This is a genomic window from Xanthomonas sp. D-109, from assembly GCF_017746095.1.
Lineage (GTDB): Bacteria > Pseudomonadota > Gammaproteobacteria > Xanthomonadales > Xanthomonadaceae > Xanthomonas_A > Xanthomonas_A sacchari.
On sequence record NZ_JAGHWV010000001.1, the window covers coordinates 85971 to 103447 of the forward strand.

A 17477-nucleotide genomic window follows, 5' to 3' on the forward strand; every position below is an offset into this window, starting at 1 on the left:
CACGCCGCCGCGGCCTAGAACGCGTACTTGACGGTCAACAACGTCATCATGCCGGCATCCACGATGTCCGACACCGCCAGATTGTGCCGGCCCACATGCCCCCAGTAACTGTATTCCTTGGTGAGATTGGAGATCGACAGATCCACATTCACCCCGTTGTCGAACCGATAGCCCGCATGCAGGTCCACCCGCCGCGTCGGCCGCGCCCACAGGTCGTCCCACGGCGCGTTCTGGTGCAGGAAATCGTAGTTCAGCAGATACGAACTGCTGAAGTGATAGCTCAGGTTCACCGAGAACTTCGAGCGCTCGTAGAACAATTCCAGATTGGCCATCGCATTCGGCGCCGACTGCATCTGCTCGTCCTCGAAGCCGACCATGCCCAGATCGGCGTGCGCATGCTGGCGCGTGGCATTGGCGCTCACGCCCAGCCCATCGAACGGCGCCGGCAGATCCTGGAAGCGCTGCCGCGCACTGACTTCCACACCGTAGACGCGGCCGTCGCCGCCGTTGGTCGGCATCTGGTAGAACACCGTGCCGCTGCCGCTGGTGCCCGAATTGGCCTGGCCGGAACCGGCGTCGTAGATGTAGTGGTGCAGGCGCTTGTAGAAACCGGCCACCGAGAAGAACCCGCCATGATCGGTCGCCCACTCGCCGGACAGATCCAGGTTGGTCGAGGTGATCGCCTTCAGGTCCGGGTTGCCCTGGGTGATGGTGGTGATGCCGTTGGAGATGTTGATCTGGGTGCCGCCGCCCAACTGCACGAACGCCGGCCGCGTATAGCTGGTCCACAGCGCGGCGCGGTAGGTGGTGGCGCTGTCCGGGCGCCAGGTCAGGAACACGCTCGGCAGCGGCTGGTCGTAGTGCGTGCTGTTGGCGGCGAAGTAGCCCACCTGCTGGTTGCCGTCGCTGTCGGTGGGCGTGGTCCAGAAGGTGTTGTGGATGCTGGTGTGCTCGAAGCGCACGCCCGGTACCACTTCCAGGCTGCCGAAGGAGAAGGTCGCCATCGCGTAGGCGGCGCTGACCGCTTCGGTGCCGCGCATCGTGTTGCAGTTGTAGTTGTTGACGTAGAACGCGCTGCCGCAGGTGTCCAGGTCGTCGTCGGTGAGGTGGTTGGCGATGACCTGCGCCACCGCGCCTTCGCTGACGCGCGGCGTGGCCCAGTGATACTTGCCGGGGAAGATCGCCGCGTAGCCGCCGTTGAAGATGCCCAGGTCGCCGAGCGTGCTGGTGTCGGGCACCGGGCCGGTCCACCAGTCGCGGTTGCTGTAGTGGCGGCTGCTCTTGCTGTACTTCACGCCGAACTGCAGCGCCGTGAGTGCGCCGTCGGCGAAGTCGTAGCGTGCGTCGAACTTGGCGCCGCCCTTCTTCTGCCCGGAGTAGATCTTGGTCGATTCGCCGTAGCTGCTGGCGTACAGCGAGGGGATGTTGTTGACCTGCGCCAGCAGCGCCGGGGTCAGCTGCGGATAGGGGAAGGCGCCGCTGCCGTATTGCATCAGGCTGCTGCCGGAGTAGGCGAAGTTGGTCTGGCTGAACTTGTCCTCGCGCCCGTCGATCTCGATGTGGTCGGGGCGGTCGTTGTCGCCGAAGCTGTAGAACAGGTTCGGCGACAGCGTCCAGTTGCCGACGGTCTTGCGCGCGCCCACCTGGAAGGTGGCCAGGTCGGCGATTTCCGGGTTGGTCTCGTACCAGAAGCGCGCGGCGATGCGGTTGATGTTGGGCGAATACACGCCGGGCGTGGCGGTCGGCACGAAGCTGACGTCCTGCGGCAGCAACTGCACGAAGGTGGTGCCCTGGTCGGTCTTGGCGTAGGCGTAGGTGGCGCGCGCGTACAGCGACAGGGTCTCGTCCACGTTCCAGTCGAAGGCGGCATTGCCGCCGTAGCGGCGCTCCCAGCCGGCGACCACGCCGACGTTCATGCCGGTGCTGGTCAGGTTGTCCTGCGGCGCGTAACCGGCGGCGTTGCTGCCGTCGGCGTTGGCGTGCAGGAATTTCCAGGAGCCGTCGTTGAGCGCGCTGGTGGCCGCGGCCACCTCGCTGTTGGTCGAGGTGCGGTAGTCGTAGTAGGCGCTGGCGTAGAAACCGAACTGCTGCTCGTCGCCGAACTTGTGCTGGAACTCGCCGGCCAGGCCGCCGCCGAGGCCGTCGCCGCCGTAGTCGCGGGCGCGGCTCTCGACGCGGCCGCTGACGGTGACGCTGCCGCTGGTGGCCTCCTTGTAGTCGTAGGCGGTGGGCGTGCGGAAATCCAGGGTGCCGCCGATCGCATCGCCGTCCATGTCGGCGGTGGAGGTCTTGTTGGCGACGATGGTCTGCAGGCCCGAGGGCGGCAGCAGGCTCAACTGCACGCTGCGGCTGTATGGCATGCCCTGGGCGACGGTGACGCCGTCGATCAGGTTGACGTTGTACTCGGAGGGCAGGCCGCGCACCGAGGCGAACATGCCTTCGCCGCGGGCGGCGCCGTCGACGCCGCCGAAGTAGCCCGAGCCGCTGTAGGTGATGTTGATGCCGGCGATCAGGCCCAGCGCCTCGGCGACGTTGTGCACGGCGGTGTGTTCGAGGTCGTTGGCCGACAGCACGTCCACCGTGTTCGAGGAATTCATCTTCAGCGTGCTGGCGTCGTAGCGGTTGGCCGCCACGCTGATGGTCTGCAACTGCTTGGCCTCGTCCAGCGCGATCGACACCGTGGCGGCGCCGCTGTCGGCGACCTGCACGGTGGTTTCCGGGGCGCTGAAGCCGGGGTAGTCCAGTTGCAGCGCGTACTGCCCGGCCGGCACGTCGGCGATGACGAAGCGGCCCTGCGCGTCGGTGACGGCGCTCAGTGCGGTGCCGGCGATGGCGACCTTGGCGTGCGCGGCGGGCTTGCCGCTGCTGCGCTCCTTGAGTTCGCCCTGCACGGTGCCGGCCAGCGCAGGTGCGGTGGCGGCGAGGCCGGTGATGGCCAGAATGGCGGCGCACAGCGCCTTGCGCTTGCAATGGGGATGGGTTGCCACGTGACACCTCGCTGATCGTGATCGGTGCGGGCACGCGCCGAAGGCGACGCGCCGCTGCGTTCCTGGATGGCAGACACGGTGGACGGAAGGCGCGCGCGCTCTAACCGCACGCCGGACGGCGTGCGAACAGGACAGAGCGAACGGCGACCGACGCGAGGCGTCTGCCGGCTGGGCGGACCGTTAGATGGCGATCAGTGGCGTGGCGGCGAGTAGCCGGCGATGCACTTGGAGCGCGAACGCAGCGCGCTCAGCTTGTAGCGACGGGTCATGCGCAGCGGCCCCCGTGCGTGCCCGCGCGGAACGCGGACCACAGGCAGGGCGCCGGAACTCCGGCGAGGCATCGATCCTGGCTGCGACGACTGCATGACATGGCACATCACCCCTGGAACTGCCCTGGAAAACGCCGCAAGTGCTGCGGCGTTCGGCGCGTCTGGCATCGTCGGCGCGTGGCACCGACGTGTTATCGATACCTCTGTCCCGGAAGACTGTCAATAGGTCGTGAAAAATAAATTAGCAGGGCGCTGAAACGCAGGGAGTTGGAGCCCGGCGGTGGGAGCGCGCCGGGCCGTTACGCTGCACCGCCGCATGCGCTGGCGCATTTCGTAGACAGGGGCCACGGGCGGCGGCCCCGTCGCTCACTTCGGCAGGGCCATGCGTCCGCTGATCGAGAACGCGACGTCCTCGCCGGGCGCACCGGTACCGGGCTGGCCGCCGCCGACGAACAGGCGGTAGTCGCCGGCCTCGACCGCGCGCTGGCCGCTGCGGTCGACGTCGCTGAGTTGGCGCGCATCCAGTGCGAAGCTCAGCGTGCGCGCCTCGCCCGGTTGCAGGTGCACGCGCTGGAAGCCGACCAGGCTGCGCAGCGGCGACTGCGCGCGCTGCGGGTACTGCAGGTAGACCTGCACCACCTCGTCGCCGGCGCGTGCGCCGGTGTTGCGCACGGTGGTGCTCACCTGCAGCGGCTGGCCGGCCTGCAGCGTCGCGGCCGACAGCTGCGGCGCGTCGTAGGCGAACTGGGTGTAGCTCAGCCCGTAGCCGAACGGGAACAGCGGCTCGCCCTTGAAGTAGCGGTAGGTGCGGCCCTTCATGTCGTAGCTGACGTAGGGCGGCAGGTCCTTGGTGGAGCGGTAGAAGGTCACCGGCAGGCGGCCGCCGGGGTTGATGTCGCCGGCCAGCGCCTGGGCGATGGCGGTACCGCCGGACTGGCCCGGATACCACGCGGCGATGATCGCGTCGGCATGCTGCTTGGCCCAGTTCAACGCCACCGCGCTGCCGCTCATCAGCACCACGACCAGCGGCTTGCCGCTGGCCTTGGCCCGTTCCAGCAGCGCCTGCTGCGCCGCCAGCAGGGCCAGGTCGTTGCGGTCGCCGCCGTCGAAGCCGGGCACGTCGATGCGCAGTTCCTCGCCTTCCACGTCCGGCGACAGGCCGACGAAGGCCACCACCGCGTCGGCCTGCGCCACGGCACGTTCGGCCTCGGCCAGCTGCAGCGCCGGCGGCGCCAGCCACTCCAGGCGCAGGCCCTGGTCCTGGCCGCGGTGCTCCAGCTCCAGGCGGATGCGGCGCGGCCGCGCGTCATCGAAATGCAGCACCGCCTCGACGTTGCGGCCGTCGGCGTTGTGCATGCCGGCCGGCAGGTGCTTGTCCTCGGCGTTGCCGGCGATCACCAACTGGTCGTCGACGTACAGGCGCACCGGGTCGTGGCCGGTGCAGTCGAAGCAGCGCGCCACCCGCACCGCCAGGGTGTAGTCGCCGGGGCCGGGCGGCAGCAGTTCGCCGCTCCAGCGTACCGAGTAGCGATCCTTGTCCACGCCCTTGGCCGGGGCCACGTGGTCCCAGTTGAAGCCGACCACGCGGTCCTGGCGTTGCACGCGCGGCGTGCCGGCCAGGTCCAGGTTGTCGAAGTACTCGCCGCGCAGCCCGGGCTTGCCGTCGCTGCGCAACGCGGTCTCGGGGATCATGCCGGGCACGCCGGCGGCCAGCGGCGCGCCCTGCGCATACGCGACCTGGGCGGCGCCGAAGCGCGTGCGCAGGCCCTGCAGCGGCGTCACCGGTTGCACCGAGGTGCCCTGGTAGTTGGCTTCCAGCGCGGCCAGCGCATCGGCGTTGGGGCCGAGCACGGCCAGGCGCAGGCCCGGGCGCAGCGGCAGGGTGGCGTTGGCGTTCTTCAGCAGCACCAGCGATTGCTGCGCCGCCTGCAGCGCCAGCGCGCGGTGCGCGGCGCTGTCGATGTCCCTGGCGCCCAGCCGCGCATACGGATCGTTGCGCGGCGGCTGCAGTTCGCCGAGCCGGTAGCGCGCGGCGAACAGGCGCACCAGCGAGCGGTCGAGCAGGGCTTCGTCGGCTTCGCCGCGATCGAAGGCGATGCCGAGGTCGCGGTAGGCGTAGCCGCAGTTCAGATCGTGCCCGGCCTTGAGTGCGGCCGCGGACGAGCCGGCGTTGTCGGGGCGGTAGTAGTGGAACTGGGTCATGTCGTCGATCGCATCGCAATCGGACACGACGAAGCCCTTGAAGCCCCAGTCGCCGCGCACGCGGCCGTCGATCAGCCAGTCGGCGGCGCAGGCCGGCGTGCCGTGCAGCGAGTTATACGCGCACATCACCGAGCCGGCCTGGCCGTCGACGATGGCGGCACGGAACGCCGGCGAGTAGGTGGCCTCGAAATCGTGCGGCGACACGTCCACGTCGAAACCGTGGCGGCCCGGTTCCGGCCCGCTGTGCACGGCCAGGTGCTTGGGCGTGGCGATGGTGCGCGGGTGCGCCGGATCGTCGCCCTGCAGGCCGTGGATGAAGCCGACCGCCAGCCGTCCGGTGAGGTAGGGATCCTCGCCGTAGGTCTCCATGCCGCGGCCCCAGCGCGGGTCGCGGAAGATGTTGATGTTGGGCGACCAGATGGTCAGCCCGGCGTAGCGCGGATGGTCCTTGCCGGGGCCGCCGGCGAGGTTGAACTTGGCCCGCGCCTCGGTGGAGGTGACGGTGCCGACGTCGTGCAGCAGCTCCGGGTTCCAGGTCGCGGCCAGGCCGATCGCCTGCGGGAACACCGTGGCCTCGCCGTTGCGGGCGATGCCGTGCAGGCCCTCGCTCCACCACTCGTAGGCCGGCACGCCCAGCCGCGGGATCGCCGGCGCAGCGTTCATCGCCTGCGCGATCTTCTCGGCGCGGGTCATCTTCGCCACCAGCGCGGCGGCGCGGTCTTCCGCGTCGTCGGCATGGGCGAGCGGGGCGGCGAGCAGGCCGATCGCGCATAGCGCCAGGTAGATGCGCCTTTGTGGGAGGGACTTTAGTCCCGACGCTTTACCGGTAACGCCCCGTCGGGACTGAAGTCCCTCCCACAAGGTGACGCCCGCCCGCGACATCGGCATGCCCATCACTTCGCCTCCGCCGGCTCGGCCGGCGCACCGGCCAGGGTCCCACCCAGGTCGCGCACCTGCAGCGCCGCGCGCAGCTGCTCCAGCGTCGCGCTGCTGTGCACGCGCACGGTCAGCGGCTCGCCCGGCAGCAGGTCGAAGGCGTTGTCGGACAGGGTCACGTCGAGGTCGCCGAAGCTCAGCCACACCTGCGCGGCGAGGGTGGCGCTGCTCAGGGTCAGCGCGTAGCCGTCGCCGTCGGCGCGCAGGTCGCTGCGGATGTCGGCCTGCGGCCACTGCAGGCGCTTGGCCGCGTCGAAGTACACCAGGGTGCGCGACAGCACGCGCTCGCCGTCGAGCAGCTCGAACACCGCCACGCTGCGGCGCGGATCGGCGCGGCGCAGCAACTGCGCATCGCTGAAGCTGCCCACGCGCACGCTGGACAGCGGCGCCAGGGTCACCGGCTTCTCGGTCTTGCTCAGCACCTTGCCGGACAGGTCCATCACCCGCATGCGCCAGCGCGCGGCCAGCGGCGTGGTGCGGTCGGAGACCAGCGACACGGTGGTCTGGCCCTTGTCGTCGCGCAGTGCGGCGATCAGTTCCGGCGCATAGAAGCGGCGCGCGTGGTACTGCAGCGCCTTCCAGCGGCCGAAGTAGTCCACGCTCGACCACGACGCACCGGGCCACACGTCGTTGAGCTGCCAGTACAGCGAGCCCATCGCCTGCGGCCGCGACGCGCGCAGGTGCTCGGCGGCCAGGGTGATGCCTTCGGCCTGCATGATCTGGCTCAGGTAGACGAAGCTGGCGAAGTCCTTGGGCTCGCCGAACGCACGGCGGATGTACAGCAGCAGGCGCTGGTTGCCGTTGCCCTTGTCGAACTTCTGGTGCGCGCGCATCACCGGCGATTCCGGCTTCAGGTCGCCGGGTTCGGCGAAGGCGCGGATGGTGCGCATCTCGGGGAACGACTGCAGGCCGTATTCGGACATGAAGCGCGGGGTCACGTTGAGGTATTCGGTGACCGGCAGCGCCGGGCCGCCCCAGACCTTCCAGTAGTGCATGTCGCCGTCGTCGGGCTGGTCGGCGGCGCCGTCGAAATCGGTGCCCGGCGAGGTCGCCCAGTACGGGGTGTCGCTGTCGTACTTCTGCACCGCCTCGCGCAGCACCGTGCCGAACAGCGTGGTCATGCCGCGGACGATGCGCTCGCGCTCTTCCGGGTCGATCGACTGCTTGAACTTGACCCGGTCACCCCAGTTCTCCCAGCCGGTCTGCACTTCGTTGTTGCCGCACCAGATAACGATGCTGGGGTGATCGCCCAGGCGCCGCACCTGCTCTTCGGCCTCGGCGCGGGTGTTCTCGCGGAAGGCGACGTCGTAGGGCGGGATCGCGCCGCCGAACATGAAGTCCTGCCAGATCATGATGCCCAGGCGGTCGGCGTCCTCGTAGAAGCTGTCCGGCTGGTAGTGGCCGCCGCCCCACATGCGCAACATGTTCATGTTGGCGTCGCGCGCGGACTGCAGGAAGCCGCGCATGCGCGCGGCGTCGACGCGGGTGGGGAAGCTGTCGAACGGAATCAGGTTGGCGCCCTTGGCGAACACCGGGATGCCGTTGACCACCAGGGTGAAGCTCTTGCCCCACTGGTCCTTCTCGCGGCGCAGTTCGACGCTGCGCAGGCCGGTGACGCGCTGCGCCTCGAAGCGCTCGCCCGCGGCATCGCGCAGCTGCGCCTTGAACGTGTATAGGTCCTGGCGGCCATAGCCGGCCGGGAACCAGCGCTGCGGCTTGGCGATGCGCACCGGCACGGTCAGGGTGTTGGCGCCCGGGTCGACGACCGCGCGCTGGCTGAACTGGCCGACGCGCTGGCCGTCGGGGCCGAGCACGTCCAGGTCCAGTTGCACTTCGCCGCTGCGGCCGGCCTGCACCTGCAGCTGTGCCAGCAGCTGCGCCGCGTCGGCGTCGACGCGCTGCTGGGCGATGCGCAGGCCGTCCACGCGCAGGTCGTCCCAGGCTTCCAGGCGCACGCCCTGCCAGATGCCGGCGGTGACGATGCGCGGGCCCCAGTCCCAGCCGAAGTTGTAAGGCGCCTTGCGCACGTAGGTGGAACTGTGCCGCGCCACCGGTTCGTCGCCGAACGCCGAATCGTAGGCGCCGGGCAGCGCGTACGGCTGCTTGGCCAGCCACGGCTGGATCTTCTTGATCGGCGAAGCGATGCGCACTTCCAGCACGTTGTCGCCGCGCTTGAACAACGGTTTGGCGTCGACCCGCCACTGCCGGAACATGTTGTCGGCGGCGAGCAGTTTCTTGCCGTTGAGGTAGACCTCGGCGAAGGTGTCCAGCCCGTCGAACACCAGTTCCAGGTGCGGGCGCGCCAGCAGGGCCGCGTCGACCTGGAACCGGGTCTGGTACTGCCAGTCGCTCAGGCCCGCCCACTGGATCTGCGCTTCGTTGTCGCGATAGAACGGATCCGGCACCACTCCGGCGGCGATCAGGTCGGTCTGCACCGTGCCCGGCACCTGCGCCGGCAGCCATTGCGCGGCCTTCGGGTGCGCCTTGGCGTTGGCATCGCCCGGCGCCAGCCGCACCTGCCAGCCCTGTTGCAGCGACAGCGTCGTCGGCGCCGCCGCCTGGCCCAGCGCCGGCAAGGCCAGCGCCAGCAGCAGCCCGAGGCGGGCAGGAAGGCGCGTGCGCGACGCGGAACGGGGGCGGCGGGGCGGCTGGGTCATGCGAGGGTCTCCGTGGTCAGTGCGCGGCGGCGGGGGGCGCCTGCGCTGCGGTGTCGATCAGATGGACGGCGCCGATGGCGTAGTACGGCCCGGCGATGGGCGCGGTGGAGCGCAGGCACAGGTCGTGCACGCCGCGCTGCCTGGGCAGCCGCGCTTCCAGCGCGAACTGGTCGCCCAGGGTCTTGCCGGCCGGCAGCGGCAGCCGCGCCAGCAGCTTGCCCTTGCAGTCGCCCAGCCGCACTTCGAACTCGCCGCGCGCGCTGTGCGCCGGGTAGCGCTTGACCTTGGCCTGGTCGTGCGCCAGTCCGTAGTTGCGCGCCAGGCGCGCGGCGTCGATGCGGATGCGGTCGATGCCGTCCAGGCGCGCATCGGCGTAGCGCCAGCAACTGGTGAACAGGTCGATGTTGAACACCGGCGTGTCCTGGTCGGCCAGGTCCGGCAGCAGCGGCACGCGCAGGCCCAGCTCGCCGCCTTCGCACGAGGCCAGGCCCTGGGTGTCGCGGCTGAGCAGGTTGGCGCGGTCGAGGATGCGGCTGCGCGGCGCGGCCAGCAGGCGGCCGTCGTCGGCGTAGGTGGCCGCGCGCACCGTCACCGGCAGGGTCACCGCGAACGGCGCGGTGTAGCGCGGCGAGTCGGCCTTGGGCTCGCTGCCGTCGGTGGTGTAGCGGAAGCTGCCGAACTTGGCCTGGTTGCCCAGCACCACGGTGGCCTGGCCGCTGTCCAGCGCGGCGTTGTCGCCGCCCTGCACGGCGATGTCCGGGGCGAAGGCGCCGTCGCCGTAGGCGATGCCCTGCAGGCGGTAGCGGTCCAGCTGCGCCGGCATGCGCTGCAGGAAGCCGTTCCAGTCGCGCGCGGCCATCGGCGACCAGCCGGCCTCGGCCACCGCGCTCAGTCGCGGGAACAGCGCATGGTCGATATGCCAGGCGGAAGGGATGTACTCGCTCCACAGTGCCGCCTGCACGCCGAGCACATGCTTGCTCTCCTCGGCGCTGAGCGCCGCCGGCACCGGGTCGAAGCCGTAGACTTTCTGCAGCGGCAGCGTCGCCAGGCGGCCGTTGGGCTCGTCGTTGCGCGCGCTCTGCAGGTTGTCCAGGTACATCCAGCCGGCCGGCGCCAGCACCACGTCGTGGCCTTGCTTGGCGGCGGCAACGGCGCCGTCCACGCCACGCCAGGACATCACCGAGGCACTCGCGGGCAACCCGCCTTCCAGGATCTCGTCCCAGCCGATCAGGCGCCGCTGGTGCTGGGTGAGGTAGTCGGCCAACTGCTGGTTGAACCAGCCCTGCAGCGCGTGCGCGTCCTTGATGCCGAGCTTGCGCATCTGCGCGCGCACCGCCGGCGAACGTTCCCACTGGTCCTTGACCGCTTCGTCGCCGCCGATGTGGATGTACGGCGAGGGGAACAGCTGCAGCACTTCATCCAGCACGCCGCGGATGAAGGTCATGCTCTTGTCGTTGGTGTTGAACAGATACGGATTGACGCCCCAGTCCACCGACACCTTGGGCCGCTGCCGGGTCACCCCGACCAGTTCCGGATAGGCCGCCACCGCCGCCTGCGCGTGCCCGGGCATGTCCAGTTCCGGCACGATGGTGATGTGGCGTTCGGCAGCGTACGCCACCAGGTCGCGGATCTGGTCCTGGGTGTAGAAGCCGCCGTAGCGATCGGGCAGGCCGTGGGTGCCCGCGCCGGGCGGGGTGCGCCAGGCGCCGATCTCGGTGAGCTTGGGATAGCGCTTGATCTCGATGCGCCAGCCCTGGTCGTCGGTCAGGTGCAGGTGCAGCACGTTGAGCTTGTGCTGGGCCATCGCGTCGAGCAGGCGCTTGACCGTGTCCGGGCCCTGGAAGTGCCGCGCCACGTCGAGCAGCACGCCGCGCCAGCCGAAGCGCGGCCAGTCGCGGATGTGCACCTGCGGCACGTCCACCTCGCCCTTGCCGGCGTCGGGGGTCATCAACTGCCAGGCGCTGATCGCGCCGTAGAACAGGCCGCGCTCCTCGCGCGCCTGGATCAGCATGGTGCGCGGGTCCACGTCCAGCGTGTAGCCCTCGGCCTGCGCGACCTCGGTATTGGGGTTGAGCTGCAGGCGGATGCTGCCGTCGGCGGGGATGGTTTCCGCACGCACCTCCAGCGACAGGCCGCGGGTCTTGCTCAGCAATTGCGACAGTTGCTGGGCCACGCGCTGCGCGCCGGCGTCGTCGAGAGGCACCGACAGCACGGCGCCGGTGCCGATGGTCAGGGTGCCGCCGTCGCGCTCGGCCTTCGCCGGCGCCGGGATCAGCGGCAGCGGCGTCTTGTCGTCGTCGTCATCGTGTTTCGGGGCCGGCGGCGGCGCCGCGGCAGGCTTGGCCGCGGGCGTCGGCGCTGGCGCTGGCGGCGGATTGCGGTCGCAGCCGCCGAGCAGGCTGCCACAGGCGAGCAGGGACAACCCCAGCCAGGCGTTGCGGGAGGCCGCCGCGATGCGCGCGGCGGCGGGCATCGGGCGGTACGGCAATCGGGGGTGTGCACCCACTGCAGTCATCGGTCTACCTCAAGCGATCGAGATGCATATCGTAGAGGCTGACGGGTCGCCTGAGGTGAGCGCGGCGCGTTCGCCGCGCGCCGCATGCCTCCTGTGTCGCATCGCGATCGTGCGGCCGCTCAGCGCGCCGCGGTCGGCAGTTCGTCCCAGACCTTGGGATCTTCGGCGCCCAGCACCCAGCAGCTGAAGCCTTCCAGGCCGTACTGCTTGGTCAGCTCGTAGCGGGCGCGGAAGCTGCGCGCGTCCGGGCGGAACACCCATTCGCGCATGTCGTCGCGGTAGAAATAGAACCACGATTCCTGCTCCACCGGGTCCCATTGCACGGTGGCGTTCTGTTCCAGCGCCAGCGGGAACGACTCGTCGGCGTCGATGTAGTCGGCGGTGATGTTGGAGGCCTCGGTGCCGTCGGGCTTGACCGGATTGCCGGTGTACCAGCGGTAGCCGTAGGTGGCGATGCCCAGCGACAGCTTGTCCTTCGGCACCTGGGTCAGCGCGTAGTCCAGGTGCTTCTTCATCCACACCATGCCGTCCACTGGGCCGGGCGTGGTCCAGCGGGTGTGCTGGTCGTAGGTCATCAGGCTGATCAGGTCGGCCGAGGCGCTCAGCGCCTTGAGGTCGTAGGCGCCGCGCCAGTACTCCCACATCCACTTGGCGAAGGCGCCGCCCTCGGCATAGCCGGGCGCGTTCGGCACCACCGCCACCGACAGCTTGAAGCCGGCCTTGTGCAGCGCCTCGGCGGTCTGCTTGACCATCAGCGAGTAGGCGTCGCGGTCGGTCCAGGCGATGCTCTCGAAATCGAACTGGAAGCCGTAGTAGCCGTGCTTGCGGCCGTGGATCAGCAGCGCCTGGATCATGCGTTGCTTGGCGTCCTCGTCGTGCAGCAGCTTGTGGAAGCCCTCGCGGCCGGCGGTCATCGACAGGATCGGCATCACCCGCAGCTTGTGCTGCTTGGCGATCTCGTACAGGTACATGTTCGGGGTGCCGTTGACCAGGCCGCTCTGGTCCACGCCGTACCAGGTCGGCACCACCACGTCGATCTTGTCGACGTGCGCCAGGAACGAATTGGTCGATTTCTGCGTGTTCATCAGATAGAACAGCGCGGTCGGGTTCTTGGCCATGGCCGGCCCGCAGGCCAGGGCGAGGGCGAACAGCAGCCCTGCGAAACGCTTCATCATCGGGAGGGATCCGTTGGCGGAGTGGGGGAGGTCAGGTCGATGCGGAACACATAGGCGTGTTCGCCTGCCGGCTTGGCCGGCAGGCGCAGGTGCAAGCCGTCGGCACGTTGCTCGAACGGCACCGGCTTGCCGCTGGCGAGCAGGGTGACGCCGCGCACGCCATCGGCCGGTTTCAGCGAGCGGATCAGCGCCTGGCCATCGGCCGGCCAGCCCAGTTCGATCGCGTACAGCGCGCCGTGGCCGGTGGTGAAGCGGAAATCCTCGGGCGTGTAGGGCTTGGTCTTGGTGTCCTGGAAGGTGCCGCCGACCACTTCGGTTGGGCCTTCGCCGTAGGTGCGCCACGGCGTGCTGTCGTAGATCGCCTCGCCGTTGGTCTTGAGCCACTTGCCGATCGACAGCAGGATCGTGCGTTCGGTGTCCGGGATCGAACCGTCGGCGCGCGGACCGATGTTGAGCATCAGGTTGCCGTTCTTGCTGACCACGTCCACCAGCATGTGGATGATGAAGGTCGGCGTCTTGTAGGTGTCGTTCTCGACATAGCCCCACGAGGCGTTGCTGACCGAGGTGTCGGTCTGCCAGTGCGTGGGATGGATGCCGGTGAGCTGGCCGCGCTCGATGTCCAGGGTGCCGGCGCCCTCGGGGAAGGCGCCGAGCTTGTAGTTCACCACCACGCCGCCCTTGGCCGCGCCGTGGTTGTAGTAGTACGAGAGCATCGTCGGCAGCGTGCCGCGGAAGGTCGGGTGCGCGATCCACCAGTCGAAATAGATCAGGTCCGGGTCGTAGCGGTCGATCAGTTCGGTGGTGCGCGCCAGCCAGTCGTCCAGCCAGGCCTGCGACACCGGGGTCCAGTCGTTGGTGACGTCGGCATCGTCCTTGCCCGGCAGGCGCACCTGCGCCGGGCCGTACAGGCCGGCGTAGCGCGGGTCGTTGACGTCCGAGTCGAACTGGCGGCCGCCGTCGAAGAACCAGTCGTGCTCGGCGCGGTGCGAGGACAGGCCGAAATGCAGGCCCTGCGCGCGGATCGCCTTGGACAGCTCGCCGATCACGTCGCGCTTGGGACCCATCTTCACCGCGGTCCAGTCCGACAGTTGCGAGTCGTACATCGCGAAGCCGTCGTGGTGCTCGGCCACCGGCACCACGTAGCGGGCGCCGGCGTCGCGGAACAGCGCGGCCCAGGCCTGCGGATCGAACTTGGGCGCGGTGAACAGCGGGATCAGGTCCTTGTAGCCGAAGCGCGACTGCGGGCCGTAGGTTTCCCGATGGTGCAGGTAATCCTTGCTGCCCTGCTGGTACATGTTGCGCGAGTACCACTCGTTGCCGAAGGCCGGCACCGAGAACACGCCCCAGTGGATGAAGATGCCGAACTTGGCATTGTCGTACCAGGAAGGCGAGCGGTACTGCTTGAGCGAGGTCCAGTCGGGTCGGAACGGACCGCCGCGCGCGCCATCGTTGGCTTCGCGCACCAGCCGCGCGCGTTCGGGCGCGTACTTGGCGGTGGCCTGCAGCCACTGCTGGTCGATCTGTTCCGGACTGAGGGTGGTGGCGGTGGGCGCGGTCGGCGACGGCGCATCCGCGGCGCCGGCCGGCAGGGCCGTCAGCGCGAGCATGAGGGCCAGCGCGCTGGCCAGGGTCTGGCGTGCGGCTCCGGCGTGGCGGGATCGGTCCGCACGGGGGCGGGTCTCGAACGTCATGGAACGGCACTCCTTGTTGCGGAAGACGATGCCGGCGCCGCCGCGCCGGGCACGAAAAAGCGCGCCACCGTGGAGGGACGGTGGCGCGCCGGTGCTACATCAGAACTTGAAGTTCAGCTGCGCCTGGTAGCCGCGGCCGTTCTTGTACATGCCGATCGGCGCGTACTTGACTTCGTTGTACCAGTAGTAGGTCGAGTCGAGCAGGTTGGTCGCGCTGAAGCTCACGCTCATCCAGTCGTTGACCTCGTACGAGGCGGTCAGGTCGAGCTGCTTGTACTCGTCGGTGAACACCTGCGAGTTCAGGCGGCCGACCTGGGTGAAGTACTTGGAACGGTAGCTGTAGTTCAGGCGCACCATCCACGGACCGTTTTCCCAGTAGGGGATCACGTTGTAGGTGTTCTTCGACAGGTACGGCAGGTTCAGGCCGGTGCTGGCGTCGGCGGTGGCGTAGGTGTAGTTCGCCTGCAGACCGAAGCCGTAGCCGAAGGCCTGCTGGTAGTTCAGCGAGGCGCCCTTGACCTTGGCGTCGGACGCGTTGATCGGCGAGCTCACCGAGTACAGGCCGCTCACCCCGGACACCGCGTCGGTCAGCTGCTGCTGCGTGGTGGTGGTGACGATGTACGAGCTGATGTCGCGGTAGAACAGTTCCGCCGACAGCATGCTGGACGGGGCGAAGTACCACTCGGCGGCCAGATCGTAGTTGGTCGACTCGTAGGGCTTCAGGTCCGGGTTGCCGCCGCTGGCGGTCAGGTTGCCGTTGCTGCTGTTGATGGTGAACGAACCGGCCAGGTCGCCGTAGCGCGGACGTGCCATCACCTTGGCCACGGAGAAGCGCAGCACCTTGTCGGTGTCCAGATCGTAGGCCAGGTTGAAGCTCGGCAGCGGCTTGTAGTACTGCTTGCTCACCTGCGTCTGATTGTAGGTGGCGCCGCCGTCATTGCTCTGCCAGTACAGCGACTTGTCCTTGGTGTCCACATAGCGCACACCCAGGTTGCCGCGCCACGCGCCCGACTCGAAGTTCAACTGCGCGTACAGGTCGCTGGTGATTTCCTTGACGTCGAACGAGGAGCCGTAGTCGATCTTGTACGGACCCTGCGGCTGGCCGCGCAGGTAGCTGATCACCGAGTTGAGGTTGGCGGTCGACCAATTGGTCAGGTCGCCGCTGGCGCCCAGGCCGTCGTACAGGCCGCTCGGCGTGGTGCCGGGGCTGAAGTCGGTCAGCGAGATCGCGTTGGTGGTGTTGATGCGGTTGCCGCGGGCGTCGACGCCGTTGTCGTGGTTGATGTACTTGTAGCCGACCTGCAGCTTGTTCAGCGGACCCCAGTCCAGATCGCGCGCGGCATCGAACTGGAAGTACTTCTCCTTGTCCGTGCTCTTGGCGTAATAGATGCCACCGGCCTGCATCGCCGACGCATCGGTGGAGCCGGCGGCCAGGCCGGCCGGCGAACCGACCAGGCCCCAGTTGGCGGCGCTGCCGTTGTCGTAGTTGACGTCGGTGTGGCTGCCGTCGTAACCGAAGTTGTAGCCGCCGTCCTTCAGCAGGAACTTCATCAGGTACTCGGGGTTCTTGCCGCCGGTGGCCTCGGTGGTGCCGGCCTGGGTGGTGAACACCCACTTGTCGCCATAGAAGTCGTGGCGCAGGTTCAGGCTCTTGGTGGTGACGGTGCTTTCGCGGTAGTTGGTGTCCAGCTGCGCATACGGCTGCTTGCCGTTGCCGGCGCCGTCGGTGACCGTGGCCTGGGTGATGTAGCCGTTCTGCACCGTGGCGCTGGTGATCTTGTCCTGGTCGCCGCAGCCCGGGCAGACGTAGCGCGATTCGCTGAAGTTGTTGTACTTGCCCTTGATGTAGATGCCGGTCAGGTTGAACTCGTTCTGATCGTTCGGCTTCCACTGCAGCGCGCCCTGCAGGCCGTTGCGCTCGCGGGTCTGCTGGAAGAAAGCGCTGTTGATGCCCACCGGGATCTTGGCGGTCGCGACGTTACCACCGTCGCCGGAGATGTTGGCGGTCGGCGAGATGCCCGAGCCGGTGTTGTAGCCGAAGAACTCGATGCCGGCGCGCGACAGGTCCTGCTTGTCGTGGGTGGCGGAGATCAACGCACCGAAGGTCTCGTCGTCGTTCTTCCAGCTCCACAGCGCCGAGCCGCGCGGATTGCCTTCTTCCGAACGGTCGTTGTAGTTGTAGCCGATCGAGCCGCGGATGGTGTTCTTCGGCAGGTCCAGCGGCTTGCGGGTGTGCACGATCACGGTGCCGCCGATCGAGCCTTCGTCGATGCGCGCTTCCGGGGTCTTGTAGACCTCCATCAGGCCGATGATTTCCGGCGACAGCAGGGTGTAGTTGAAGGTGCGGCCGCTGGTGTCGGTCGGGTTGCCGCCCCAGTCGCCCGAAGCGATGGTCTGGCCATTGAGCAGCACGCGGTTCAGCGCCGGGTCGGTGCCGTTGATGCTGACCTTCTCGCCCTCGCCGAACTGGCGGTCCACGCTGATGCCCGGCAGGTGCGCCAGCGACTCGGCGGCGTTGGTGTCCGGGAACTTGCCGATGTCCTCGGCGCTGATCGCATCGACGATGGAGTTGGCCGAGCGCTTCACCGACTGGCTCTTCTCCAGCGAGGCGCGGTAGCCGGTGACGGTGATGGCATCCAACTGCTGGACGTTCTTGGAATCCGCGCTGGCGGAAGCGGGCGCTTCCTGCGCGGCGGCGTTACCGGACAGGTACAGCGCGGCCATGATGCTGATGGCTAGGGTAGTGGTGCGGCTATTCATTGGCTAAACCTCTGGGTGAGTACTTGGGCATGAGGTGCCAACCGATGTTCCGGTGTGCTGGCCGCTGCCCGGCCTTGTGGATGGCGCCGCGCCTGGTGGCGCTGCGCGGATCGCATCTCGATGCGCGTCGTCCGGTCGCTGACGCGGAAGTTAGCCAACCGGCGGCATCGAGGGCGCCGGTCCTTCCTGTGTTCCTGCAGGTAACAACCAAGTCCAGCAATACAGCAGTGCACCTTGTGGCCTGATCCGCACGCAGCTGCGTTCGGGCCCGGCTTGGGGCGTGAT

Annotated in this window: 7 protein-coding genes; all 7 read right to left on the bottom strand. The window is 68.6% G+C overall.

Annotated elements, in window-relative coordinates; translation table 11 throughout:
* Positions 1-14 precede the first annotated feature (14 nt).
* The 7 genes from J7357_RS00340 to J7357_RS00370 all read right to left on the bottom strand — a co-directional run bounded on the left by J7357_RS00340 (position 15) and on the right by J7357_RS00370 (position 17192).
* Positions 15-2987 (bottom strand): TonB-dependent receptor, encoded by a 2973-nt coding sequence (locus J7357_RS00340; RefSeq protein WP_209244161.1) that lies wholly within the window; start codon positions 2985-2987, stop codon positions 15-17.
* Between the two features lie 635 nt (positions 2988-3622).
* Positions 3623-6151: a glycoside hydrolase family 3 C-terminal domain-containing protein gene (locus tag J7357_RS00345; RefSeq protein ID WP_244667162.1), complete on the bottom strand. Its 2529-nt coding sequence runs from the start codon at positions 6149-6151 to the stop codon at positions 3623-3625.
* Between the two features lie 200 nt (positions 6152-6351).
* Positions 6352-9051 (bottom strand): glycoside hydrolase family 2 protein, encoded by a 2700-nt coding sequence (locus J7357_RS00350; protein WP_209244163.1) that lies wholly within the window; start codon positions 9049-9051, stop codon positions 6352-6354.
* Positions 9052-9067: 16 nt separating this feature from the next.
* Entirely contained in the window at positions 9068-11566 is a 2499-nt protein-coding gene (locus tag J7357_RS00355; protein WP_209244164.1) for a family 20 glycosylhydrolase, read from the bottom strand.
* 119 nt (positions 11567-11685) lie between these two features.
* Positions 11686-12738, bottom strand: a complete 1053-nt coding sequence (locus J7357_RS00360) for a glycosyl hydrolase family 18 protein (RefSeq protein ID WP_209244856.1) — start codon at positions 12736-12738, stop codon at positions 11686-11688.
* Complete coding sequence (locus J7357_RS00365) at positions 12738-14432, bottom strand: alpha-L-fucosidase (RefSeq protein WP_209244165.1); 1695 nt, start codon at positions 14430-14432, stop codon at positions 12738-12740. Before J7357_RS00365 ends, J7357_RS00360 begins: the two co-directional genes overlap by 1 nt.
* 99 nt (positions 14433-14531) lie before the next feature.
* Positions 14532-17192, bottom strand: a complete 2661-nt coding sequence (locus J7357_RS00370; RefSeq protein WP_209244166.1) for a TonB-dependent receptor — start codon at positions 17190-17192, stop codon at positions 14532-14534.
* Positions 17193-17477 lie beyond the last annotated feature (285 nt).

What these genes read in the sequence shown, in the direction of transcription:
- J7357_RS00365 (WP_209244165.1), bottom strand. Translation starts at nt 14,432, where the DNA reads ATGACGTTCGAGACCCGCCCCCGTGCGGACCGATCCCGCCACGCCGGA.
- J7357_RS00360 (WP_209244856.1), bottom strand. Translation starts at nt 12,738, where the DNA reads ATGAAGCGTTTCGCAGGGCTGCTGTTCGCCCTCGCCCTGGCCTGCGGG.
- J7357_RS00370 (WP_209244166.1), bottom strand. Translation starts at nt 17,192, where the DNA reads ATGAATAGCCGCACCACTACCCTAGCCATCAGCATCATGGCCGCGCTG.
- J7357_RS00350 (WP_209244163.1), bottom strand. Translation starts at nt 9,051, where the DNA reads ATGACCCAGCCGCCCCGCCGCCCCCGTTCCGCGTCGCGCACGCGCCTT.
- J7357_RS00355 (WP_209244164.1), bottom strand. Translation starts at nt 11,566, where the DNA reads ATGACTGCAGTGGGTGCACACCCCCGATTGCCGTACCGCCCGATGCCC.
- J7357_RS00345 (WP_244667162.1), bottom strand. Translation starts at nt 6,151, where the DNA reads ATGACCCGCGCCGAGAAGATCGCGCAGGCGATGAACGCTGCGCCGGCG.